Origin of the sequence: Sphingomonas colocasiae, assembly GCF_019880585.1 — a bacterium.
GTDB classification, from domain to species: Bacteria; Pseudomonadota; Alphaproteobacteria; order Sphingomonadales; family Sphingomonadaceae; genus Sphingobium_A; species Sphingobium_A colocasiae.
Genome location: NZ_JAINVV010000009.1, coordinates 227,451 through 251,399, shown reverse-complemented (window position 1 = coordinate 251,399; position 23,949 = coordinate 227,451). Strand labels below are relative to the sequence as shown.

Annotated in this window: 19 protein-coding genes and 1 pseudogene; 11 read left to right on the top strand and 9 right to left on the bottom strand. The window is 65.5% G+C overall.

Annotated features, from left to right (window positions below; genetic code table 11):
• Positions 1 to 17: 17 nt before the first annotated feature.
• The gene (locus K7G82_RS19855) at positions 18 to 779 is read right to left on the bottom strand and encodes a thioesterase family protein (RefSeq protein ID WP_222991668.1); all 762 of its coding nucleotides are present in this window, start codon (positions 777 to 779) and stop codon (positions 18 to 20) included.
• 247 nt (positions 780 to 1,026) lie between these two features.
• On the bottom strand, positions 1,027 to 1,332 hold the full coding sequence (locus tag K7G82_RS19850; protein ID WP_222991667.1) for a glycine zipper 2TM domain-containing protein: 306 nt from the start codon (positions 1,330 to 1,332) through the stop codon (positions 1,027 to 1,029).
• 129 nt (positions 1,333 to 1,461) lie between these two features.
• Between K7G82_RS19850 and K7G82_RS19845 the strand changes: the two genes are divergently transcribed.
• Both K7G82_RS19845 and K7G82_RS19840 read left to right on the top strand, forming a co-directional pair.
• Entirely contained in the window at positions 1,462 to 1,896 is a 435-nt protein-coding gene (locus tag K7G82_RS19845; protein WP_222991666.1) for a cupin domain-containing protein, read from the top strand.
• A 60-nt stretch (positions 1,897 to 1,956) separates the two neighbouring features.
• Positions 1,957 to 2,337 carry a cupredoxin domain-containing protein gene (locus K7G82_RS19840; protein WP_222991665.1) on the top strand — a complete coding sequence of 127 codons (381 nt, stop codon included), beginning with the start codon at positions 1,957 to 1,959 and terminating at the stop codon, positions 2,335 to 2,337.
• Between the two features lie 103 nt (positions 2,338 to 2,440).
• Here K7G82_RS19840 and K7G82_RS19835 read toward each other — a convergent pair whose 3' ends face one another.
• Positions 2,441 to 3,004 carry a urate hydroxylase PuuD gene (locus K7G82_RS19835; RefSeq protein ID WP_222991664.1) on the bottom strand — a complete coding sequence of 188 codons (564 nt, stop codon included), beginning with the start codon at positions 3,002 to 3,004 and terminating at the stop codon, positions 2,441 to 2,443.
• A 107-nt stretch (positions 3,005 to 3,111) separates the two neighbouring features.
• Here K7G82_RS19835 and K7G82_RS19830 point away from each other — a divergent pair, with 107 nt between their 5' ends.
• From K7G82_RS19830 to ssb, 4 genes are all read left to right on the top strand, one after another.
• Positions 3,112 to 3,777 (top strand): COQ9 family protein, encoded by a 666-nt coding sequence (locus tag K7G82_RS19830; RefSeq protein ID WP_222991663.1) that lies wholly within the window; start codon positions 3,112 to 3,114, stop codon positions 3,775 to 3,777.
• 107 nt (positions 3,778 to 3,884) lie between these two features.
• The gene (locus K7G82_RS19825) at positions 3,885 to 4,133 is read left to right on the top strand and encodes a FeoA family protein (protein ID WP_222991662.1); all 249 of its coding nucleotides are present in this window, start codon (positions 3,885 to 3,887) and stop codon (positions 4,131 to 4,133) included.
• The gene (feoB, locus tag K7G82_RS19820; protein WP_222991661.1) at positions 4,130 to 5,980 is read left to right on the top strand and encodes a ferrous iron transporter B; all 1,851 of its coding nucleotides are present in this window, start codon (positions 4,130 to 4,132) and stop codon (positions 5,978 to 5,980) included. The genes K7G82_RS19825 and feoB overlap by 4 nt, the downstream gene beginning before the upstream one ends.
• Before the next feature lie 9 nt (positions 5,981 to 5,989).
• On the top strand, positions 5,990 to 6,559 hold the full coding sequence (gene ssb, locus K7G82_RS19815) for a single-stranded DNA-binding protein (protein WP_222991660.1): 570 nt from the start codon (positions 5,990 to 5,992) through the stop codon (positions 6,557 to 6,559).
• A 60-nt stretch (positions 6,560 to 6,619) separates the two neighbouring features.
• Here ssb and K7G82_RS19810 read toward each other — a convergent pair whose 3' ends face one another.
• Complete coding sequence (locus tag K7G82_RS19810) at positions 6,620 to 7,156, bottom strand: YceD family protein (protein WP_222991659.1); 537 nt, start codon at positions 7,154 to 7,156, stop codon at positions 6,620 to 6,622.
• A complete protein-coding gene (locus K7G82_RS19805; RefSeq protein ID WP_222991658.1) occupies positions 7,153 to 7,677 on the bottom strand; it encodes a ubiquinol-cytochrome C chaperone family protein in 525 nt (174 codons plus the stop codon). Before K7G82_RS19805 ends, K7G82_RS19810 begins: the two co-directional genes overlap by 4 nt.
• A gap of 128 nt (positions 7,678 to 7,805) precedes the next feature.
• Between K7G82_RS19805 and K7G82_RS19800 the strand changes: the two genes are divergently transcribed.
• Positions 7,806 to 8,273: an outer membrane protein assembly factor BamE gene (locus K7G82_RS19800; protein WP_222991657.1), complete on the top strand. Its 468-nt coding sequence runs from the start codon at positions 7,806 to 7,808 to the stop codon at positions 8,271 to 8,273.
• Positions 8,274 to 8,340: 67 nt separating this feature from the next.
• Here the strand turns inward: K7G82_RS19800 and K7G82_RS19795 are convergent, their stop codons facing one another.
• Positions 8,341 to 10,605 carry an NADP-dependent malic enzyme gene (locus tag K7G82_RS19795; RefSeq protein WP_222991656.1) on the bottom strand — a complete coding sequence of 755 codons (2,265 nt, stop codon included), beginning with the start codon at positions 10,603 to 10,605 and terminating at the stop codon, positions 8,341 to 8,343.
• A gap of 239 nt (positions 10,606 to 10,844) precedes the next feature.
• Here K7G82_RS19795 and mutS point away from each other — a divergent pair, with 239 nt between their 5' ends.
• Entirely contained in the window at positions 10,845 to 13,424 is a 2,580-nt protein-coding gene (gene mutS, locus K7G82_RS19790; protein WP_222991872.1) for a DNA mismatch repair protein MutS, read from the top strand.
• A gap of 65 nt (positions 13,425 to 13,489) precedes the next feature.
• On the top strand, positions 13,490 to 16,246 hold the full coding sequence (locus K7G82_RS19785; RefSeq protein ID WP_222991655.1) for a [protein-PII] uridylyltransferase: 2,757 nt from the start codon (positions 13,490 to 13,492) through the stop codon (positions 16,244 to 16,246).
• Between the two features lie 91 nt (positions 16,247 to 16,337).
• Here K7G82_RS19785 and K7G82_RS19780 read toward each other — a convergent pair whose 3' ends face one another.
• The 3 genes from K7G82_RS19780 to thrS all read right to left on the bottom strand — a co-directional run bounded on the left by K7G82_RS19780 (position 16,338) and on the right by thrS (position 22,054).
• Positions 16,338 to 19,052: a TonB-dependent receptor gene (locus tag K7G82_RS19780; protein WP_222991654.1), complete on the bottom strand. Its 2,715-nt coding sequence runs from the start codon at positions 19,050 to 19,052 to the stop codon at positions 16,338 to 16,340.
• Positions 19,053 to 19,318: 266 nt separating this feature from the next.
• Positions 19,319 to 19,858, bottom strand: a complete 540-nt coding sequence (gene infC / locus K7G82_RS19775) for a translation initiation factor IF-3 (RefSeq protein WP_222991653.1) — start codon at positions 19,856 to 19,858, stop codon at positions 19,319 to 19,321.
• A 195-nt stretch (positions 19,859 to 20,053) separates the two neighbouring features.
• Entirely contained in the window at positions 20,054 to 22,054 is a 2,001-nt protein-coding gene (gene thrS / locus K7G82_RS19770; protein ID WP_222991652.1) for a threonine--tRNA ligase, read from the bottom strand.
• A gap of 361 nt (positions 22,055 to 22,415) precedes the next feature.
• Here thrS and K7G82_RS19765 point away from each other — a divergent pair.
• Together K7G82_RS19765 and K7G82_RS19760 are read left to right on the top strand one after the other, a co-directional pair.
• Positions 22,416 to 23,477, top strand: a pseudogene (locus K7G82_RS19765) (YjgN family protein).
• A gap of 163 nt (positions 23,478 to 23,640) precedes the next feature.
• The gene (locus K7G82_RS19760) at positions 23,641 to 23,895 is read left to right on the top strand and encodes a DUF6356 family protein (protein WP_222991651.1); all 255 of its coding nucleotides are present in this window, start codon (positions 23,641 to 23,643) and stop codon (positions 23,893 to 23,895) included.
• The last annotated feature ends 54 nt before the right edge of the window (positions 23,896 to 23,949 follow it).

Below are 23,949 nucleotides of genomic sequence, written 5' to 3'. Positions count from 1 at the left end.
CCCGGCGGCATGGCGCGTCACATGAACAGCGCCACGCTCTGCATGCCGCTCGCGATCGGCACGCCATCGGCGTTCCAGATCGCCATGCCCTGGCTGGAGCAGCCGTTGCGCGCATATTCGGTGGTGGAGCGCATGAGCCACCAGCCGTCGCGTGTCTTCGGTTCGGACGTCAGCAGGTTGATCAGCCAGGTCATCGAACTGAGCGGGCCGAATGTTTTCGCCAGCCTCAGCGCGGCGGGCGGAAGCGCGTCGCCCACGGCGACGATCTCGGTCATCGCGTCCAGCCCTTGCCGATCCTTCAACCGCACCCAGCGCATCCATTCGTTCGGTGCGCCGGATACTTCGATGACGTCGAAATTGCCGATGAAACTGGGGACGCCCGCCGAAAGGACAGTAGGCGTCGGTTGTTCAGGCAGAGCCACCGGCGCGGGCAGATCGACATGATCGATATGCGAGGATCGATCGTGCGTGAACACGAAGGTCGCGGCCAGCCCTAGCCCAGCCTCGCTGATCACATCGGCACGGACGAACGCGGCGGTGCGGCCGCGACGCAACAATGTCGCCTTTGCGGTCACTTCACCCGCCAATGGCCCGACGAACGAGACCTGGGCGGTGCGCAATGGCGGCAGGTCCGGCACCAGGCGCTGTGCCGCTTGCAGGGCGAGCGTGCTGGAAAGGCCGCCATAGCTGGTGCGGCCCTGCAGCCAGGGTGTCGGGATCTCGAAGGACAGCCCGTCGGACGTCCGGGCCGCGGCGCTCAATATGGCAGGCAGTGACATGGCTTCGCGTTAGAGCGAATGGCGCCGCGATGGAACTGCTGCACGCATGCGATGGTGTCGTGCACCCGATTTCTGGACGATCGGTACTCGGCCCCCAAAAAAAAGCGCGCCGAAGCGCGCCTTTTCGTTGCGATGGTGATCGGGAGCATCGTGCGGAAAAGTGGGAACCGGTTTTCCGTAACAACGATGCGATCACAAATGTCTGAAACAGGCTGCGCGATACAGGTTTCGCGCAGCCTGTTTCAACTCAGCGGCAACGGCGCTTGCTGTCGATTTCCTTGCCGATCAGAGCGCCCGCGGCCGCGCCCAGGATCGTGCCGGTGGCACGATCGCCGCGCGTATCGACCGCACGACCGACCAGAGCGCCGCCGACGCCGCCGACAATCAGGCCGGTCGTGCCGTTGGACTTGCGGCAATACATGCGGCCGTCGCGACCACGCCATTCGCGATAGCTGTAATGACGCTTCTTCGCGGATGCGCCGTCGGTCGGCACGACGAAGCTGGCGGGAACCGCAAGCGAGGCGGCACCAATGGCGAGCATGAGAGTACGCATGACAATTTCCCTTTGATTTCGATCAATGACGCGTTGACAACGTGGAGAGTATCGCGCCGGTTGCATGAACCTCATACAACAATGCAACGCGTTGAATCGGCGTAGTTCTTTTTTTCTGAGGATCGTTAAATGGACGATGTTGCCCGCCGGATCATCGAACGGCTCGCGCTGGAACCGCACCCTGAAGGCGGCTGGTTTCGCGAAACCTGGCGGGCTGCGGCGCCGGCCGGCGTTCGCGCGGCAGGCACGGCGATCCATTTCCTGCTCGAGGCCGGCCAGCGCTCGCACTGGCACCGGGTGGACGCCACCGAAATCTGGCTATGGCATGCCGGAAGTCCGCTGACCCTCTCGGTTGCCGACGACGCGGCCGGGCCTGTCCGCGAGATCCCGATGGGCGGCGACATACTTGGCGGCGAACATCCCCAGGCGATCGTGCCCGCGCACGCATGGCAGGCGGCGCAGGCTGACCGGGGATGGGCGCTGGTGAGCTGCACCGTCACCCCCGGCTTCGAATTTTCGGGCTTCGATCTCGCGCCGTCGGGCTGGGCGCCGGGGCGAGCCTGATTGGCTTCAGCGCATATACAGGCGTGCGGGCGCTGAATCGCGCGGGCAAGGAGACCCGCCATGCATGCGATTCGTACGTTCGTCCTCGCCCTCCTCATCGCTCCCACACCGCTTCTCGCCCAGTCGCCGGCCGGCCAGGAGATCGTTCTCGCCGATTTCAGCTTCACGCCTGCATCGCTGCATCTGAAGGCCGAGCAGCCGGTGACGCTTCACTTCGTCAATCGCGGCTCGGGCGGGCATAATTTCGCCGCGCCCGAATTCTTCGCCGCCGCCCGTATCGATCGGGCGAGCGCGGCGGTGGTCAAGCGCGGCAAGGTGGAACTGGCCAAGGGGGCCAGCACCGATGTGACGCTGGTGCCCGCCAGAGGCCATTATCATGTCCATTGCTCGCATCTGCTGCACAGCGGCTTGGGCATGACGGGCGATATCAGCGTCGACTGACGCCAGGGTGAGGATGTTGGACGCATCCGCACCCTGGCTGAGCCCATATCTATCGGCCGAGCTCGAATGGCCCCGGGCATCCGGGGGCCGAAGAAGCCCGAACTCAGTAGCCCGATTCGGCCGAGATCATGCAGTAGAGCATCGCGATCGACAGCAGCGTGTTGGTGCGCGAGAACATCATCGCGCGCGTCGCCGCCGCCGCCTTGGTCGCATCGTCGGCCTCGACCAGACCCAGCGCCTTTTTCTGCGCCGGCCAGATCACGAACCACACGTTGAAGGCCATGATCAGCGCCAGCCACATGCCGATGCCGATTGTGCGGAACGGCGATTGCAGCGTGAACGCCTGATGCGCATAGCCTGCCTGGATCGCGACGACGAGGCCGGTGGCCACCGTCGCGGCCGCGCCCCAGCGGAACCAGAAGAGTGCCGCCGGCGCGATATATTTAGACACGCCCGGTTTCAGCTCCGCCGGCACCTTCGGCATCGTCGGGATCTGGGTAAAGTTGAAATAATAGAGATGGCCGATCCACATGATCGCGCAGATCACGTGCAGGAAGCGCCAGAAGAAATTATTGTCGAACATCCCCTGCACGCCGAACAGCACGGCCAGCATGAGCAATACGCCGACGGCGAGCACCGCGTTCAGATTTCCGAAGAATTTCGCCATTTGACACCGTCCCCCTATTTTCGCCCCTTGATGTGACGGAGGCTATCATGCGCGAATCGCGGTGTCACGGGCTTGCGGTGCCGCGACGCCGGGCGCATTGGGGAATGATGACCACCACGCTCCCATCCGATCCGACGCTCGACGAGATCCGCGTCGCGCTGGCGCCGATGATCGCGGTTCATGCGGGATTCGACGGCTGGAGCGCCGCCGCGCTGGCGCGTGCCGCCGAGGAAGCGGGCGTCGACCCCGATATCGCGGCGCTCGCCTTTCCCGGCGGTGCTGTCGACATGATCGATGGCTGGTTCGGCGCGGTCGATGTCGCGATGGCGTCGTCGCTGCCGGCGCCGGCGCTCGCGGCGATGAAGATCCGCGATCGGATCGCCGCGCTGGTGATGGCGCGGATCGCGGCTGTCGCGCCGCATCGCGATGCGTTGCGTCGCGCGCTCGCCATCCTCGCCATGCCCGCCAATCTGGCGCGCGGCATGCAGCTTGGCTGGCGTGCCGCCGATGCGATGTGGCGCCTGGCCGGCGATACCGCCACCGATTATAATCACTACAGCAAGCGCGCGATCCTTTCGGGCGTCTATGGCGGGACGATGCTCGTCATGCTCGACGACGACAGCGAAGACCTGGCCGAGACCCGCACCTTTCTCGATCGCCGCATCGACGGGATCATGCGGTTCGAACGCGCCAAGGGCCGGTTGCTTGCGCGGCGCGACCATCTGCCCAGCCTTTCCCGCTTCATCGGCCGGCTGCGCTATCCGGCGGTCTGACCACGTATATCGGCCGGTATCCGCTTTCTTGAGCCGATTTCGCGCGGGGCTGGCCTTTCGCCCGCGTTATTGATAATCAGTCGCAGGACATAAGCGGACGGACCATCTTGCGCCTCGATCAATTGCCACTGCGCGAACGCGCGCACATCGCCGATATCGACTGGACTGCCCTTTCGGATGCCGAAGCACGGCGACTGCGGGAATTCGGTTTTGGCGAGGGGGTCGCGGTCGAGGTCTGGCATCGCAGCGGATTGCTCGGTCGTGGTCCGATCGCCTGCCGCGTCGGCCGCATGACCGTGGCGATCCGGCGCAGCAACGCCGCGGCGATCTCGGTGGTCCAGCAGGACCGGCCATGAACCCCGCACCGCTCGTCGCGCTGGTCGGCAATCCCAATGCCGGCAAATCCGCCCTGTTCAATGCGCTCACCGGCGCGCGCCAGAAGGTCGGCAACTATCCCGGCGTCACCGTCGAACGCAAATCCGGGCGGATGGCGCTGGCCGACGGCCGGCCGGTGGAACTGGTCGATCTGCCCGGCACCTACAGCCTCACCCCGTCGAGCCCCGACGAGGCGGTGACGCGCGATGTGGTGATGGGCGCACAGGAGGGCGAACGCCGTCCCGCCGCGCTCATCGTCGTGGTCGATGCCGGCAATCTCGACAATCATCTGCGCTTCGCGCTCCAACTCCGCGAACTCGGCGTGCCGATGGTCGTGGCGCTCAACATGATCGACATGGCCGAGCGTGACGGGCTGGTGCTCGATCCGCAGGCGCTGTCGCGTGAACTCGGGGTGCCGGTGGTGCCGACCGTGGCCGTGCGCCGGCGCGGCATGGACGAGCTGCGCGACGCGCTGGCATCGGTGCTGGGCGACGGCACGTCGCAGCCGGCCGCGCCGGCGGAGCCCGCCGATATCGCGTCGCTGCAGCGGCGCGCGCGCGCCATCTCGGTCGCGGCCACCGTTTCCGAAACGCCGGTGCGGCGGATCACCCATCTGATCGATTCGGTGGTTCTCCATCCCGCCGCCGGGCTCGCCATCCTGATCATGCTCTTCTTCGTGATGTTCCAGGCGGTCTTCGCCTGGTCGGAAGCGCCGATCGGCTGGATCGAGGAGTCGTTCGCCGCGGCACAGGCCTGGGTGACGGCGGCATTGCCCGACAGTTTCCTGCGATCGCTGATCGTCGACGGCGTGATCGCGGGCGTCGGTTCGGTGGTGGTCTTCCTGCCGCAGATCCTCATCCTGTTCTTCTTCATCCTGCTGCTGGAAGCGTCGGGCTACATGGCGCGCGCCGCCTTCCTGATGGACCGGCTGATGGCGGGCGTAGGTCTGAACGGCCGCGCCTTCATTCCGCTGCTCTCCTCTTTCGCCTGCGCGATTCCGGGTATCATGGCGACGCGCACGATCGACGATCCGAAGCAGCGGCTCACCACCATATTGATCGCGCCGCTGATGACCTGTTCGGCGCGGCTGCCCGTCTATTCGGTGATCATCGGCGCCTTCATTCCAGCGCGCGATCTGGGCTGGGGCATCGGCCTTCAGGGGCTGATCTGGTTCGGCCTGTACCTGGCCGGGGTGCTCGGCGCGGTCGCGGTCGCCTTCATCCTGCGCAAGACGGTGGCACGCGGTGCGCCGAGCGGTTTCATGATGGAATTGCCGCGTTACCAGATGCCCAACCTTGCCGACGTCGCGATCGGATTGTGGCAGCGCGCCTGGGTGTTCCTCCGCCGTGCGGGCACGATCATCATGATGGTGACGATCGCGCTCTGGGCACTGCTCAGCTTCCCGGTCGCGCCGGAGGGGCGCAGCCAGGTCGAATATTCGATCGCGGGCCGCATCGCTTCGGGGCTGGAGGTGGTGGTCCGCCCGATCGGCTTCAATCATGAAATGGCGCTGGCGGTGATTCCCGCGATGGCGGCGCGCGAGGTCGCGGTGTCGGCGCTCGCCACCGTCTATTCGATCGAAAGCGATGACGAAGCGGAAACCGAACGCTCGCTGGGCACCCAGCTTCAGGGGCGCTGGTCGCTGCCCACCGCGCTTGCCTTTCTGATGTGGTTCGTCTTCGCGCCCCAATGCCTGTCGACCATCGCGGTCATGCGCCGCGAGACCAATGGCTGGAAATGGCCGATCTTCGCGCTCGGCTATCTCTTCGCGCTGGCCTATCTTGCCGCCGGTGCGACTTTCTGGTTAGCCACGGCGCTCGGTCTATAGGAGAATCTCATGGCGGGCAGCGTCAACAAGGTTATTTTGGTCGGCAATCTGGGCGCCGACCCGGAAGCGCGCTCGCTCAACAATGGCGGCGAGGTGGTCAATCTCTCGGTCGCCACGTCGGAGCGGTGGAACGATCGCGACGGCAACCGTCAGGAGCGGACGGAATGGCATCGCGTCGTGATTTTCAACGAGAATCTCGGCAAGATCGCCAAGCAGTATCTGCGCAAGGGATCGAGCGTCTATCTGGAAGGGCAGCTCCAGACTCGCAAATGGCAGGACAATAACGGACAGGACAAATATTCGACCGAGGTGGTGCTCCAGCGCTTCCGCGGCGAACTCGTCCTGCTCGGCGGCCGTGACGAAGGCGGCTCGGGCGGTGGTTCGGGTGGCGGCTATGGCGGCGGCAGCGGCGGTTTCGGTGGCGGCGGCGGTGGCGGCCGTTCGAACGACGGCTGGGGCGGCGGTGGCTCCTCGGGTGGCGGCTATGGCGGCGGCGGTTCGGGCGGATCGTCGTCGGGCGGTGGCCGTGGCGGCCCCTCGGCGTTCGACAGCGATCTGGACGACGACGTTCCGTTCTGATGCCTTCCGAAGGGATTGGGCCGTTCGGGAATGCACCAAAGCGCATTCCCGAACGAACTCTCAGTCCTGTCCTTTTTCCAGTGCTTTCTTGAGGTCGGCGAGAACACCGAACGCGCCGGCCTCTTCTTCCTTCAGCACCCCGGCTTCGCGCAACGCCGCGTCCGCGCCGGGCGCGCGCGGGAACGGATCGAGCGCCAGCGCCAGCGTCTGCGCCAGCGCCTCGCCCAGGTCGATCGCCTGACCGTCATAGCCGATGACATCGCAATCGGCGGCGGACAGCTCGATCTCTTCCGCGTCCGACGCCAGCGCACTCTCCTCCACGAACAGCAATTCGAATGGTTCGTCGATGATCGCGGGGACGGCCTCGCCGGTTACGACGCAGCTCTGTGTCGCCCGGGCGGCGATGCGGCCGCTGGCGCGGATGCCGGCGGCGGTCTGCGTGATCGTCGCGGTTCCGGCCAGCGCGTCCAGTGCCTGCAGGTCGAAACGCCGCGCCAGCGCGGCGCGTTCGGCGGCGTCGGCTTCGATCCGCACCTCGCGCGGGCGCTCGCCGACTTCGTCGCGGCGATATATCCGGCTGAACTCCGGGGCGCTCATGGCTGCACCAGCGCGCCGGAGAGCAATCGGTCGACAGGCGCGGCGTTCACCGCCTCGGCGATCGTCCGCATCCGCGCGGTCGCGTTTGCTAGCGCCTCTTCCGAAGGTGCTGCGTTGCGATAGAGATTGCGCCGCAGGGCTTCCGGCAGGTCGCCGGTGCCGGTCAACCCTTCGCGGTAAACGGTCAGGCGACCGCCGAGCGCACTCATCATCCTGCCGATATGCTTGCCGACGACGATATCGCCGATGCCCTGCTGGCGAAGCTGAGCGTCCATGTCGTCGACGAAGATTTCGGTGAGCAGCGCCGCCTTGGCCGCGCCGTCGCCGCTTTCGCGCTCCAGCCGCACCAAGGCGATGGAAAGGATCGCCGCCACCATGTCGAACCGCCCGTCGATCGTATCGGCGACGCCGCCCTCGACATACCAATAGGGATTGCGCGCTTCGGCGACGACGGCTGCGTAAAGCGGGGCGAGCGCGTCGCGACCGCTGCTGCGGTTGAAGAGGCGGCTTAGAAACGACACGCGATCGAGAACTCCTGTTTGGGCTTGGTGCCCCGCTGCCCTTGCCGGGCGTGATCCGAGCGCATATTGAGGCAGCGGACGCGGCTTTTAATGGCGCGCGTCCGCGTGGCGCGCAAGGAGAAGGCTCGATGGCGGTGTTGACGAAGCAGGGGCTGACGGCGGTGGCTGCCGTTGGAGCGCTGCTCATGGCGGGCGGTTGCACCCGCGTCCGCGGCCATCAGGGCTATATCGTCGATCAGGTGCTGGTCGACGGCATCCAGCCCGGCGTGGACAATCGCGATTCGGTGCAGGCGACGCTCGGCGGCCCAACCTTTGTCGGCCAGTTCGATTCCAACGACTGGTATTATGTCTCGCGCCAGACGCGCCAGCTCGCTTTCGCCCAGCCCCGGGCCACCGATCAGACCATCCTCCATGTCCGTTTCGACAAGGCGGGTAACGTGATGTCGGTCGACAAGGCGGGGCTCGAAAAGGTCGTGTCGATCTCGCCGATGGGCGACAAGACGCCGACGCTCGGCCGTCATCGCGGCTTCTTCCAGGAACTGTTCGGCAATATCGGCGCGGTCGGCGTTCCCGGCGCGGGCGGCGCCCCGCAATAATCCGATTCGCGTGTGAAGCCGCTTACGCCGCCCCGGCCGTCGCCGGAGCGGCGTAAGCGGTCCCGCGTCAGCTCGCGATATCGCTGGCGGCGAGCACGGCGAGCGTGACCAGTTCCGAAGCCGTCGACGCCATCGTCGCGACCTGGACGGGCTTGTCCATGCCGACCAGCATCGGCCCGATGACATGGTCGCCGCCCAGTTCGCGCAGCAGCTTGGCTGAGAGATTGGCCGATTGCAGACCGGGCATGATCAGCACGTTCGCGGGGGCGGACAGGCGGCTGAACGGATAATTGCTCATCACCTTCGCGTTGAGCGCGACGTCGGGCGCCATTTCGCCTTCATATTCGAAGCTCACCCCGCGCGCGTCGAGGATCGCCACGGCCTCGCGCAGATTCTCCAGCCAGTTGCCCGGCGGATTGCCGAAGGTCGAATAGGAGAGGAAGGCGACGCGCGGTTCATGGCCCATCTTGCGCGCCACCGCCGCCGTGCCTTCGGCGATATCTGCCAGTTCCTCGGCGGTCGGCCGCTCGTTGACGGTGGTGTCGGCCATGAACACCGTATGCGTCTGCCCCACCAGTACATGGATGCCGAACGGCGTCGCGCCCGCGCGCGGATCGATCACCTTGCGCAGCTCGCGCATCGTCTGCGCATAGGTGCGCGTGGTGCCGGTGATCATCGCATCGGCCTCGCCCAGCGTCAGCAGCATCGCGCCGAAGATGTTCCGGTCACGGTTCACCATCCGCTCGACTTCGCGTTTCAGGAAGCCGCGGCGCTGCAGCCGTTCGTAGAGATGCTCGACCATCTTGGGCACCAGCGGCGAATTGACGCTGTTGTGCACCTCGAAGCTGTCCGGATCATCGACGCCCATCGCGCGCAGTCGATCGCGGACATGTTCGCGGCCGACGAGCACGGGAATGCCGTAGCCGCCGTCGCGGAACTGGATCGCGGCGCGCAGCACCGTCTCTTCCTCGCCCTCCGCGAACAGCACGCGCTTCGGTCGCGCCCGCGCCGCTTCATAAGCGAGCGTCAGCACCGAAGTGGTCGGATTGAGCCGTGCGCGCAGCGACTGGCGATAGGCGGCCATGTCGAGGATCGGCTTCTGCGCGACGCCCGAATCCATCGCCGCCTGCGCGACCGCGGCGGGCACGATCTCCATAAGCCGGGGATCGAAGGGTGCGGGGATGATATATTCCGGTCCGAAGCTGTGGGCGAGGCCGCCATAGGCGAGCGCGACTTCCTCGGGCACCTGCTGGCGCGCCAGTTCGGCCAGCGCCTCGGCGGCCGCGATCTTCATCTCCTCGTTGATCGCGGTGGCGCGCACGTCGAGCGCGCCGCGGAAGATGAACGGGAAGCCCAGCACGTTGTTCACCTGGTTCGGATAGTCCGAACGGCCGGTCGCGACGATCGCGTCGGGGCGCGCCGCCTTGGCCGCCGGCGGGGTGATCTCCGGATCGGGATTGGCCATGGCGAAGATGATCGGCTGCGGCGCCATCTTCATCACCATTTCGGGCTTGAGCGCGTCGGCGGCTGAGAGACCCAGGAAAACATCGGCGCCGTCCAGCGCCTCGGCCAGCGATCGCCGGTCGGTCTTGGCGGCGTGCGCCGATTTCCATTGGTCCATGCCGGTCTCGCGGCCCTGGTAGATCACGCCCTGGCGATCGCACATCAGCACATTGTCGTGCGGCACGCCCATCGCTTTCACCAGTTCGGTGCAGGCGATCGCGGCGGCGCCGGCGCCGTTGACGACGACCTTCACGTCCTTGATCGAACGATTGGTGAGGTAGCAGGCGTTGATCAGCCCGGCGGCGGTGATGATCGCGGTGCCGTGCTGATCGTCATGCATCACCGGGATGTTCATGCGCTCCTTCAGCGCCTGTTCGATGATGAAGCATTCGGGTGCGCGGATATCCTCCAGATTGATGCCGCCGAAGCTGGGTTCGAGCAGCGCGACCGCATTGATGAAGGCGTCGGGATCTTCGGTCGCCAGCTCCAGATCGATCGAATCGACGTCGGCGAAGCGCTTGAAGAGCACCGCCTTGCCTTCCATCACCGGCTTCGATGCGAGCGCGCCGAGATTGCCCAGGCCCAGGATCGCGGTGCCGTTGGAGATGACCGCGACCAGATTGCCCTTGGCGGTATAGTCATAGGCCGTCGCGGGATCGTCGGCGATCGCGCGCACCGGCACGGCGACGCCGGGCGAATAGGCAAGGCTCAGGTCGCGTTGCGTCGCCATCGGCTTGGATGCGATGATCTCGATCTTCCCCGGCCGGCCGTAGGAATGGAAGAGCAGCGCCTCCGCTTCCGAAAATTTGACGTTGCTTCCTTCGCTCATGCTCTGCCTTCCGTTCATATCGTTTCATGGGTGCCATAGAACGTGATCGGCCGAGGCGAAAGCGCTTCGGCGCCTGACTCACGGCATGATTCCGGCTTTCGAAGACCTGTCGTTTCATGCCCGGCGCATTCGATCCCGATCGCGCCAAAAAGCGGCTTTGGCAAAGCGGTGCGAAGCCGGTATCAGCGGCGGTTCGCATGACCAAGCACCCCGCTCCCGCCGCCAGCCAGCCGACGCCGATGATGGCGCAATATCTGGCGCTCAAGGCCGATGCCGCCGATTGCCTGCTCTTCTACCGGATGGGCGATTTCTTCGAACTCTTCTTCGACGACGCGAAGATCGCGGCGGCGGCGCTCGACATCGCGCTCACCGCGCGCGGCGAACATGACGGGCGGCCGATCCCGATGTGCGGCGTGCCCGCCCATTCGGCCGAAGCCTATCTGGCGCGGCTGATCAAGGCGGGGCATCGCGTCGCGCTGGCCGACCAGATCGAGACGCCCGAACAGGCGAAGAAGCGCGCCGGGTCCAAGGCATTGGTGGGGCGCGCGATCATCCGCGTGGTGACGGCGGGCACGCTGACGGAAGAGACCTTGCTCGATGCGCGCGCCGCCAACTGGCTGGTCGCGTTGGGCGAGGCGGGCGGGATGCTGGGGCTCGCCGCCGCCGATATCTCCACCGGGCGTTTCGAGGTGGCCGAGATCGCGCCCGAAAGCCTGGGCGCCGAACTGGCGCGGCTGGGCGCCGCCGAGATCATCGTTTCGGAAAATGCCGATCACTGGCCCGACGGCGCCTTCCCGCGCCCGCGCGGCGATTTCGACAGCGTGCGCGGCGAGGCGCGGCTGAAATCGCTGTTCGGCGTCGCGACGCTCGACGGTTTCGGCGCGTTCGGACGCGCCGAACTGGCGGCGGCGGGCGGGCTTGTCGCCTATCTCGATCATGCCGGCAAAGGCAGTCTGCCTTTCCTGCAGGCGCCGCTGCGGCGTGCGCCGACCGCGCATATGATGATCGACGCGGCGACGCGCGAGAGCCTGGAACTGACGCAGGCGCAGGGCGGCGGGCGGGCGGGCAGCCTGCTCGATTCGATCGATCGCACGGTTACCGGCGCGGGCGCGCGGCTGCTCGCCGCCGATCTCGGCGCACCGCTCGCCGAACGCGGACTGATCGAGGCGCGCCACGATCTGGTCGCCTTCTGGTTCGACGATCCGCATGAGCGCGAGGGACTGCGCGTGGCGCTGAAGGCGCTGCCGGATATCGGGCGGGCGCTGGGGCGGCTGGTCGCGGGGCGCGGCGGCCCGCGCGATCTGGGCCAGCTTCGCGACGGTCTCGGCGAGGCGCGGATGCTGCGCGAACGGCTTGGGAGGCTCGCCAATCCTCCGGTACTGCTCGGTGATCTGCTGCCCCGGCTCGACGGCCATGGCGCGCTGGTCGAGCATCTGTCGCGCGCGCTGGTGGCCGCGCCGCCGATCGACGTCGCGCAGGGCGGCTATATCGCCGAAGGCTATGATGCCGCGCTCGACGAATTGCGCGGCATCGGCGGCGATGGTCGCCGCGCCATCGCCGCGCTCGAGGCGCGCTTCCGCACCCAGACCGGGATCGCGACGCTCAAGATCCGCCATAATGGCGTGCTCGGCTATCATGTCGAGGTGCCGGCCAAATCCGCCGATGCGCTGATGGCGCAGGATTCGGGCTTTACCCATCGCCAGAGCCTGGCGGGCGTGGTTCGCTTCAATGCGCCCGAACTGCACGAACTGGCGCTACGCGTCACCCAGTCCGGCGCCCATGCGCTGGCGGCCGAGGCCGCGCATCTCGAAGCATTGACCGAGGAAGCGCTGGCCGGCCGCGATGCGATCGCCGCCACCGCCGACGCGCTCGCTCGACTCGACGTCGGCGCGGCGCTCGCCGAACGCGCGGCTGAAGGCGGCTGGTCGCGGCCGACATTGGTCGATCATCCCTGTCTGGAGATCGAAGGCGGGCGCCATCCGGTCGTCGAGGCCGCGGTCGGCCGGGCTGGCGAGCGCTTCGTCGCCAATGATTGCAGATTGTCCGAAGGCGAGCGCGTCTGGCTGGTCACCGGCCCCAATATGGGCGGTAAGTCCACCTTTCTGCGGCAGAACGCGCTGATCGCCGTGCTCGCGCAGACGGGGAGCTTCGTGCCGGCCGCGAGCGCGCGGCTCGGGCTGGTCGACCGGCTGTTCAGCCGGGTCGGCGCATCGGACAATCTGGCGCGCGGGCGCTCGACCTTCATGGTCGAGATGGTCGAGACCGCCGCGATCCTCGCCCAGGCGACGCCGCACAGCTTCGTCATCCTCGATGAAGTGGGGCGCGGCACCTCCACCTATGACGGGCTCGCCATCGCCTGGGCGGTGGTGGAGGCGGTGCATGAGGTCAATCGCTGCCGCTGTCTCTTCGCTACCCATTATCACGAACTGACCCGGCTCGCCGAACGGCTCGATGCCCTGTCGCTCCACCATGTCCGCGCGCGCGAATGGAAGGGCGATCTGGTGCTGCTCCATGAAGTCGCGTCGGGGCCGGCCGATCGCAGCTATGGCCTGGCGGTCGCCAAGCTCGCCGGCTTGCCGCCCGCGGTGCTGTCGCGCGCCGGCGCGGTCCTCAAGAAGCTGGAGGCCGGCCGCGCGCAGACTGGCGGTCTGGCGGCCGGGCTGGACGATCTGCCGCTCTTCGCCGCGATGGCGGCGGCGCCGGAAGATGCGCGCGATGCGCTCCGCGACGCCCTCGCCGCGATCGATGCCGACGCGCTCAGCCCGCGCGACGCGCTCGATGCGCTCTATCGCCTCAAGCGGCTGGCGGAGGAGCAATGATCGGGTTTTCTGCATGACGGTTCGGGACGCGTGACGAACCTTCCTGAAGTCCCTATCTGAAGCGCATGCCCGCGCGCTTCGACAGTCTTTCCAATCGCCGCCGTATCATCGATCGGCGCGTCGTGTCCGATGCGCTGGCGGCGCTTCCCGACAATGGCGGATCGGCAGGGCAGCGCCCGGCGATGGTCGCGCTGCTGCGCGAGGCGCTGGATGCCGGCCGCGCGGAGATCGCGCGGCGGCTGGCGGAGAACCCTTCGCGCGGGACCGACGCGGCGTCCGCCCAGGCGTTCCTGACCGATCAGATCCTGCGGCTGATCTTCGATTTCACGACGCAGCGCCTCTACCCGATCAACAACCCCACGGCGTCCGAGCGCCTGGCCCTGCTCGCGGTCGGCGGTTATGGCCGCGGCGAGATGGCGCCCTATTCGGACGTCGACATCGCGTTCCTCACGCCGTGGAAGCAGACGGGCTGGACAGAACAGGTCATCGAATCGATGCTCTATTCGCTCTGGGATCTCGGCATGAAGGTCGGCCATTCCAGCCGCTCGCTCGACGAGATGGTGCGCATGGCGAAGAGCGATCTCACCATCCGCACCGGCCTGCTCGAATCGCGCTATGTCTGGGGCGATCAGGCGCTGTACGACGAGGCCTGGGCCCGGTTCGATCGCGAGGTGATGGCGGGCACCGGCCGCGCCTTCATCGCCGACAAGCTGGCCGAACGCGACGCGCGCCACAAGCGCATGGGCGACAGCCGCTATGTCGTCGAACCCAATATCAAGGAAGGCAAGGGGGGGCTGCGCGACCTCCACACCCTGTTCTGGATCGGCAAATATGTGCACCGTGTGCACACCGTCGCCGAACTGGTCGACAAGGGGCTGTTGACGCGCGACGAACTGCGCCGTTTCCAGAAGGCCGAGAATTTCCTGTGGGCGGTGCGGTGCCATCTGCACATGATCGCGGGTCGAGCCGAGGAACGGCTGACGTTCGACTTCCAGCGCGAGATCGCGCTGCGCATGCGCTATGCCGACCGGCCGGGGCGCTCCGCCGTCGAGCGTTTCATGCAGCATTATTTCCTCACCGCGAAGCAGGTGGGGGATCTGACCGGGCTGTTCCTGGCGCATCTCGACGACAGCTTCGCCGCGCGCGGGCGGCGGTTCATGGGGTTGCCGGCGCTGCGCCGCACACCGCGCAAGCTGGCCGGCTTCGTGCTTGATCGCGGCCGGCTGGCGCTGCCCGATGACGGCTTTTTCCAGCAGGATCCGGTCCGCCTGATCGAGATCTTCGCGCTGGCCGACAAGCATGGGCTGGAGATCCACCCGCTCGCGATGCGGGCAGCGGCGCGCGATGCCCGGCTGATCGATGCCGGCATCCGCAACGATCCGCGCGCCAATGCACTGTTCATCGATGTGCTCACCTCGCCGCGCGATCCCGAAACGGTGCTGCGCTGGATGAACGAGGCGACGGTGTTCGGCCGCTTCGTGCCCGATTTCGGCCGTGTCGTCGCGCAGATGCAGTTCGACATGTACCATCATTATACGGTGGACGAGCATTCGATCCGCGCCATCGGCCTGCTCGCGCAGATCGAGAAGGGCGATCTCAACGACGATCACCCGCTATCGACCACGATCGCGCGCCAGCTCGTCTCGCGCCGGGTGCTCTATGTCGCGGTGCTGCTGCACGACATCGCCAAGGGGCGCGGTGGCGATCACAGCGTGCTCGGCGCCGAAGTCGCGATGAAGCTGTGCCCGCGCTTCGGCCTTTCGCCGGCCGAGACCGAAACCGTCGCATGGCTGGTGCGCTATCACCTGTTGATGTCGGCCACCGCCTTCAAGCGCGACCTTGCCGACTTCAAGACGATCCTCGATTTCGCCGAGGCGGTGCAGAGCCCCGAACGATTGAGGCTGCTGCTGATCCTGACCGTCGTGGATATCCGCGCGGTCGGCCCTGGCGTGTGGAACGACTGGAAACGCCAGCTGCTCACCGGCCTGTTCGAGGCGGCGGAGGAAGTGCTGCGCCTGGGCCACAAGCAGAAGGGGCGCGAGGAACGGATCGCTGCCAAGCAGCAGGCCCTGGCGGCCGCGATGGGCTGGGACGATGCGACGATCAAGGCCGCGGCGCGGCGCCTGCCGGCATCCTATTGGATCGCCGAGCCGCTCGACGTGCTCGAACGCAATGCCCGCCATGTCGCGGCGGCGGGTGACCAGCCGCTTTCGATCTCGGCGCAGGTCTATCCCGATCGCGGCGCCACGCTCGTCACCGTCTATGCCAGCGACCATCCCGGGCTGTTCTACCGCGTCGCCGGCGCCATCCATCTGGCGGGCGGCAGCGTGATCGACGCCCGGATCCACACGACGCGCGACGGCATGGCGCTCGACAATTTCCTGGTCCAGGATCCGTTCGGGCGCATGCTCGACGAACCGGAGCGGCTGAAGCGGCTCGAACGCGCGATCGAGGATGCGCTCGCCAATCGGCACAAGCTCAACGAGCGGCTCGCCCAGCGGCCGCTCGCCCGCACGCGGGCCGAAGCCTTCACCATCCAGCCGGCGGTGCTGATCGATAACAAGGCGTCGAACCGTTACACGGTGGTGGAGATCAATGCGCGTGACCGGCCGGCGTTGCTCTATGCGCTCGCCTATGGGCTGTTCCAGTCGAAAGTGACGATCCATTCGGCGCACATCGCCACCTATGGCGAACGCGCGGTCGATACCTTCTACATAACCGATCTGATCGGCGACAAGGTGGAGGGGGCGCAGCGGCTGAAGGCGCTCGAGCGTCGGCTGCTTGAAGCGGCTGCTGGCGAGGATGCGGCCGAAGCCGCCTGAAAAGAAAGGTCCGCTCCGGTTTCCCGGAACGGACCTTCTCCCCCAGACATAAGGCCGGAAGCGGCCGCGCGGCGACCGCTTCGCGAACCCGTCAGAACTTGCCGCGCACCGTGACGCCATAGGTGCGGGGTTCGGCCAGATAGGCCGAGAAGATCTGGCGGCCGCCGGGATATTGCGGATCGACGAAGGGCGCGCTGGTGACGCCGGCCTGGAAGGGCGAGTTGAACCCGACCTGGGTATAGCCCTTGTCGAACAGGTTCTGCGCCCAGAGCTCGATCGCCCATTTCTCGTCGCGGCCGCGCAGGCCGACACGGGCATTGACCAGCGCGAAGCCATCCTGCGCCTTTTGCGGGAACAGGTCCGATCCGGTGTTGTAGTCGCCCATCATGCGCGCATCGACATAGAACAGGCCCGACAGGCCGGAGTCGCCGATCGGCGGCGTCCAGGTGAAGGAGCCGGTGGTCACGATTTCCGGCGCGTTGGACATCAGATTGCCCGGCAGCACGCGAAGCGCGGGATCGAGCGCTGCGCCGGTATCGCGGCCGACCAGGTCGCCGCGATATTTGGTGCGCGCCCAGGTGAGGCCGGCATTGACGCGGACATAGGGCGCCGGCGTCATCGAGGCTTCCAGTTCGACGCCCTGCGAACGCACGCCGTAGGTGACGTCGCCCGGGGCGCAGGTGCCGGTGGCGAGCGAGAGATCCTCATCCGCGCCGCTGCCGCCCACAAGGTTCGAACAGCCATTGATGTTCTGCACCAGGAAGACGGTGCCGTTGAACGTATTGAGCTGGAAGTTCGAGAAATCCTGGCGGAAGGCGGAGACGTTGAAGGTGAAGTTGCCGAACGACAATTTGGTGCCGATTTCGTACGCGTCCACCTTCTCCGCGTCGAAGCGCAGATTGGCGACGTTGAAGCCCGAAGACGCGCTGGCAAAGGGGAAGATCGTCGAGGTGGTCAGCGCCGAACGGTCGAGGTTGAAGCCGCCCGCCTTATAGCCCTTCGAATAGCTGGCGTAGAACAGCATGTCGCTGTTGGGCTTGTAGGAGAGCACCGCCGTGCCGGTGAACTCGTCGTCCTTCATCCGGTCCGACAGATTGTAGCCATTGAGCTCGGAGCTCGAATTGCCCTGGCACGACAGGCCGATGATCGCGCCGGCCGTGGCCGCCAGCGCCGGCACCGCGAGCAGCGAACCGAGCTGCTGCTTCTGCACGAGGCAGGCGGTGTTATTGTTGTTGAAATTCGCGCGGAAATTCTTCGTTTCCGTCGTCCAGCGCAGGCCAGCGGTGAAATCGATCTTGTCGGTGATGTGCACGATATTGTGCGTGAAGATCGCGAAATTCTCGCTCTTCTGGCGATAGATCGCGTCATTGTCGCCGACGTTGCGGATGCCGTCGAGCCGGTCGAACGCACCCAGCACCAGCGGCGTCGCCGCGCCGAACGCATTGGTCGCCACCAGCCCGGCGCGGCCGGCCGCGCTGATGCAGCCGCTCTGCGATGCGTCGAAGAAGGCGGCGAGCGTGCTGCCCGAAACGATCCGGCAGGTGGCGAAGCGGCCATAGTCGCGGCCGAACTTCAGATTGTCGGTCACCTTCAGCTTCTCGTTGGCGTAATAGCCGCCGACCAGCCAGTCGAGCTTGTCGTCGAAAGCCGTGCCCTGCAGGCGCAGTTCCTGGCTGAAGGTCTGGAAATCGCGCTGATAGGCGGATTTGCCGGGCGCGCGGTACAGGATGTCGATCTGGCTGTAATCGGTATCCGATGCCTGGTTGGAGCTATAGTCGCGATAGGCGGTGATCGAGGTCAGCCGGGCATTGCCGAAATTCCAGTTGAGCTCGCCCGAAATGCCCATGTCCTTGGTCTTGCCGGCATAGGTCCGCCCCGGCGAGACATAGACGTCGCGCTGATAGGGGTCGTTGGTGAAGGACGCCGGGTTCTGGCCCATCGCGGTGAGCACGCGGACGATCGGGTTCTGCGCCGGATCGAGCAGGCCGCCGACCAGCGGATTGTCAGCCGCGCGCAGATACACCGCGGCGCAGCAGCTTTCGTCGCGCTTGGTATAGTCGCCGATCAGACGGAAGCTGAGATCGCTGGTCGGTTCGAACAGCAATTGTCCGCGCACGAAATAGCGGTCGCGATCGTTGATGCGCGTGCCGTTGACGACATCCTTGTAAAATCCGTCGCGCTTCACCCACACGCCGTCGACGCGCGCGGCAAGTGTCTCGCTGATCGGGCCGGTGACGCTGCCGCCGAGCCGCCAGAAATCGTAGTTGCCATACGTTGCTTCGGCGGTCGCGCCGAACTCGAAGGCCGGCTTCTTGCTGACGATATTGAGCAGGCCGGCCGATGCGTTGCGGCCGAACAGCGTACCTTGCGGGCCGCGCAGCACTTCGACGCGTTCGACCTCGCCCAGTTCGTTCAGGCCGATGCCCGAACGCGAACGGTAGACGCCGTCGATGAACACCGCGACCGAGCTTTCGAGGCCCGGATTGTCGCCGACGGTGCCGACGCCGCGGATACGAACCGATCCGTTCGCCTCCGATCCGGTCGAGGACACCAGCAGCGAGGGTGCGACCTGATTGAGCTGGCGGATATCGTTGGCGCCCGAATTCTGCATCGTTTCGGAGGAGACCGCGGAGATTGCGAGCGGCACGTCCTGAAGTTGCTGGGCACGGCCCTGGGCGGTCACGATGATGTCGTTGTCGCCGGTCGCCGTATCTTCCGCAGCTTGTGCTGGAGCGGCGTCCTGCGCAACCGCCGGCGTGGCAAGAGCGAAACAGGCAACGGAAACAAGCCAGAAGGACTTGGACATATAGGCTCCTCTCGATTGTCGTTTTCTTGTCTATTTGTCCGTGAAGCTAACGCGGTCGTCCGAAGCTCGCCAGCGGGCAGCGTGCCGGGAATGGCAGTTTTCCTTGGGTTAGCGGCCTTTTTGCCACAGTGTATCATTTGACGCTACGGAATGCGGCCGGCGCTGCGGTGCGGCAAGAACGCCAAAAAGGCGCGCAAACCGAAGTCGCGCGCCTTTCAAGCATTTAAAGGTGAAATCCGGTGGTGTTCACCGGCGGCACGCCCGACTTATTTGGGGGCGAGCACCATCAGCATCTGGCGGCCTTCCATACGCGGATATGCTTCGACCTTGGCGTCTTCGGCGGTATCTTCCTGAACGCGCTGGAGCAGCGCCATGCCGAGCTGGCCGTGGCTGAGTTCGCGGCCACGGAAACGCAGCGTCACCTTCACCTTGTCGCCCTCGCCGATGAACGCGTGAATCTTCTTCATCTTCACGTCGTAATCATGGTCGTCGATGTTCGGACGCATCTTGATCTCCTTGATCTCCTGCGTCTTCTGCGACTTGCGCGCGAGGTTCGCCTTCTTCTGCGCCTCGTACTTGAACTTGCCGACGTCGAGGAACTTGGCGACCGGCGGATCGGCGTTGGGGGAGACCTCGACCAGGTCGAGCCCGGCCTCCTGGGCCTGCTCCATCGCTTCCCTTGTATACATCACGCCCAGATTCTCGCCGTTTTCATCGATCACGCGGACCTTGGGCGACGAGATGAATTCATTGTAGCGCGGGCCATTCATGGGCACCGGCGGGGCGCCGAGAGGGCGCCGGGTCATGGGCGGACGTATAGCAGTGTCTCCTGAATCGGGATCGTGAGCGCGCCATTTAGCGATTCACCGCGCCCGAGAAAAGGGCAAGGGTGCGACGGAAAGCAGATTTCCGCCGCACCGTTGCGAATTGGCGTCACTCGGCTTGCTTGGAAATGCGCTTTTGACGCAGTCCGGCCGGTGCGGAACCCTTCGCGCCTCCGCTCAGCCGCGCCGCAGATCGGGCGGCGTGGCTTCGGTCTGGAGCATCGCGATCGCGTCGGCCAGCGGCATCACGCGCTGTCCTTCCTGGCCGAGCGTGCGGATCGCGACGGTGCCTTCCTCCGCCTCGCGCTTGCCGATCACCAGCAGATGCGGAACCTTGGCGAGCGAATGCTCGCGCACCTTGTAGTTGATCTTCTCGTTGCGCAGGTCGGTTTCGGCACGCAGCCCGGCGGCGCGCAACGCCTCGACGGCGCTCCTGGCATAGTCGTTCGCATCGGACACGATCGTTGCCGCCACTGCCTGCACCGGCGCCAGCCAGAGCGGGAAACGCCCGGCATGATGCTCGATCAGGATGCCGATGAAGCGCTCGAACGTGCCCAGGATCGCGCGGTGGAGCATGACCGGACGATGCTTTTCGCCATCCTCGCCGACATAGGCGGCGTCCAGTCGCTCGGGCAGCACGGTATCGGCCTGGATCGTGCCCACCTGCCAGGTGCGCCCGATCGCGTCGGTCAGGTGGAACTCCAGCTTCGGCGCATAGAAGGCGCCTTCGCCGGGCAGCTCCTCCCAGCCATAGTCGTCATTGGCGCGGCCCGCCGCCGCCACCGCGTCGCGCAGGATCTGTTCCGCCCGGTCCCATTCGGCATCGCTGCCGAAACGCTGTTCGGGGCGCAGCGCCAGCTTGATCGCATATGTCTCGAAACCGAGATCGGCATAGACGCTGTCGAGCAGGTCGCAGAACGCTACGATCTCCTCGATCAACTGGTCCTCGCGGCAGAAGATATGCGCATCGTCCTGCGTGAACTGGCGCACGCGCATGATGCCGTGCAGCGCGCCGTGCGGCTCGTTGCGGTGGCAGCAGCCGAATTCGGCCATGCGGATGGGCAGTTCTCGATAGCTGGTGATGCCTTGCTTGAAGACCAGCACGTGCGCGGGGCAGTTCATCGGCTTGAGCGCCATCAGGTCGCCCTTGCCCGAGAGGACCGGGGCATCGTCCTCGGTCGAGGGAATCTCGTCGGGCACGACGAACATGTTTTCGCGATACTTGCCCCAATGGCCCGAACGCTCCCATTGCCGGGCGTCCATCAACTGCGGCGTCTTCACCTCGACATAGCCCGCTGCGTCGAGACGGCGGCGCATATAGGCCTCCAGCTGGCGCCACAGGATGAAGCCCTTCGGGTGCCAGAACACCGATCCCTGCGCTTCGCTCTGCAGGTGGAACAGGTCCATTTCCTGCCCGATCTTGCGATGGTCGCGCTTGGCGGCTTCCTCCAGCCGCGTCAGATGCGCGTCGAGCTGCTTCTTGTTGAGCCAGCCGGTGCCGTAGATGCGGCTGAGCATCGCGTTCTTCTGGTCGCCGCGCCAATAGGCGCCCGAAACCCGCGTCAGCTTGAACGCCTGCGGATCGAGCTTGCCGGTGGAGGCGAGGTGCGGGCCGCGGCACATGTCGAGCCAGTCGCCGCCCGACCAATAGACCGTCAGCGCCTCGTCGTCGGGCAGTTCGGCCGCCCATTCCGCCTTGAAGGTTTCGCCCTGCTCGGTCCAGCGTGCGATCAGGTCGGCGCGGCTCCATTCCTCGCGCTTCAGCGGCTTGTCTGCGGCGATGATCGCGCGCATCGCCGCTTCGATCGCGGGCAGGTCCTCGTCGGTGAAGGGGCGATCCTTCGGCGCGAAGTCGTAATAGAAGCCGTCGTCGGTCGATGGTCCGAAGGTGATCTGCGTGCCGGGGAAAAGCTGCTGCACCGCTTCGGCCAGCACATGCGCGAAATCGTGGCGCGCCAGTTCGAGCGCGTCGGCTTCGTCGCGCGCCGTCACCAGTGCGAGCTGGGCGTCGCCGTCCAGCGGCCGCATGATGTCGCGCAATTCGCCGTCGACGCGCGCGGCGATCGCCGCCTTGGCCAATCCCGGCCCGATCGCCGCGGCGATGTCCGCGGGGGTAGTCCCCGGCGCAACCTCTCGGACGGATCCGTCGGGCAGCGTGATCTGGAACATCTCGGACATGGGAATGGGTTTGCCTTTGCTTCTTTGCGCGGAATTGCGCGCGCGGCTTATGCCTCTGGCGACGCGCGATGCCAAGGGCGGCTTGGAGAAAGCGGCGCGAGGCTGGCAGATGGGTGGTCTCGCTCGCCGAATGAAGGGGTTTTCCAGAGGCGCGCGTCATCGCTGCGATGATCTTCTTCCGGCCATCCTCCAGGTCGAGGCAGCCGCACGGTCAGGCGATTTTACGAAATGACGGGCGTCGAGCGCGGGACCAATATCGAAATGATCTCGTCGAACGGACAATCTGATCCATTTACGAGCTAATCCGTTGACGCTCGATCGAGTTTAGGGCCTGTTGCCGCCAGAGTTGGCGGGGGTCACAATGCAAAATTCAGGCGCTCATGACAGCGCATTCACGTTCGACGGCACGTGGCGAGAATTTGCGCCAATTGCATTCACCAATTTGTTGCTGACGATCGTCACGCTGGGCGTCTACCGTTTCTGGGCAACGACACGCGAGCGCCGCTATCTGTAGGAGAGCACGCGCTTTATCGACGATCGGCTGGAATGGTCGGGAACGGGATTTGAACTCTTTATCGGCTTCATCATGGTGGTGGGGCTTATATTATTGCCGTTCCTCTTCCTGCAGTTCGGCCTTCAGGCCCTGGTGATGCAGGGATATGCGGCGCTGGCCGGTTTCGCCGTGCTCGGCATCTATCTTTTCTTCCTGTTTCTCTATGGTCTCGCGCGTTTCCGTGCATTGCGTTACCGGCTCAGTCGAACCTTGTGGCGCGGGATTCGCGGCGGGAGCGACGATCAGGGCTTCGGCTATGGCATTTCCGCGGTGTGGAAGACCATCGCCGGCGGACTGGCGCTGACCTTGCTCATCCCTTGGTCGATGACGAGCCTGTGGAATGAACGCTGGAACAAGATGAGCTTCGGCTCGCTCGATTTTGCGGCGAGTGCCGAATATGGCCCGCTCTTCGGGCGCTATCTGCTATGCCTGGGCGGCATGTTCATCATCATGCTCGTCGGATCGGGGCTGGCCCAAACACTCACCCTTTCGAGCGATCCGGAGGATCTGGGCTTCTTCTTCGTTCTTTTCGCGCTGTTGGCGATCTATATTGCGATACCCTTGGCCGCGCTCGTCTTTTATGCCGGCTTTTTCCGCGAAGCGGTCGGCGCGCTGTCGCTGGGCGACCTGCAGTTCGAATTCACCGCGCGCACCAACGATTGGCTAAAGCTGTTCCTCGGCAATGTCGCATTGGTGGTTTTCACCTTGGGAATCGGCGCGATCTTCGTGCGCTATCGCAACTGGAGCTTCTTTATCCGCCATATGGAAGCCTGGGGTGTCGTCGATGCCGAGGCGCTTGTTCAATCTCATACGAAAATGGCCGGTCATGGCGAGGGGCTGCTCGACGCTTTCGATGTCGGCGCGATCTGAGCGCGATCGATCAGGTTCGAAGGGGATCGGATCCGGCATCGCGATGGCGTGATCGCGCGCGACTTGCGCATTTGGCGATGCGTGGCGTCACGGGCGGCTTGGAGAAAGCGGCGCGAGGCTGGTAGATGGGTGGGTCTCGCTCGCCAAATGAAGGGGTTTTCCCGTGTTCAACAAACTGTTCCGTGCCCATCCGGCCGACCTCGGCGAAAGCTATGGTGAGCATTTCCGCGCCGCTTTCGGCTTCGGTGTCGCGATGATCGTCGGTGGAATCGCCTGCATCATCCATGCGATTGTGCCCGGCATCTTTCAGACCACAGGCAGTGGCGCGGTCCGGCGGCTTTACGAATTGATGGTCGCCAAGCGCGCTGCCAAGCGCGAGGCCAATATCGAAATGACCTCCATCGAATGGGTCATCTGATCCGTTTGCGAGCCAATCCGTTGACGCGGCACGGAATTTGATGCCTCCTGCCGG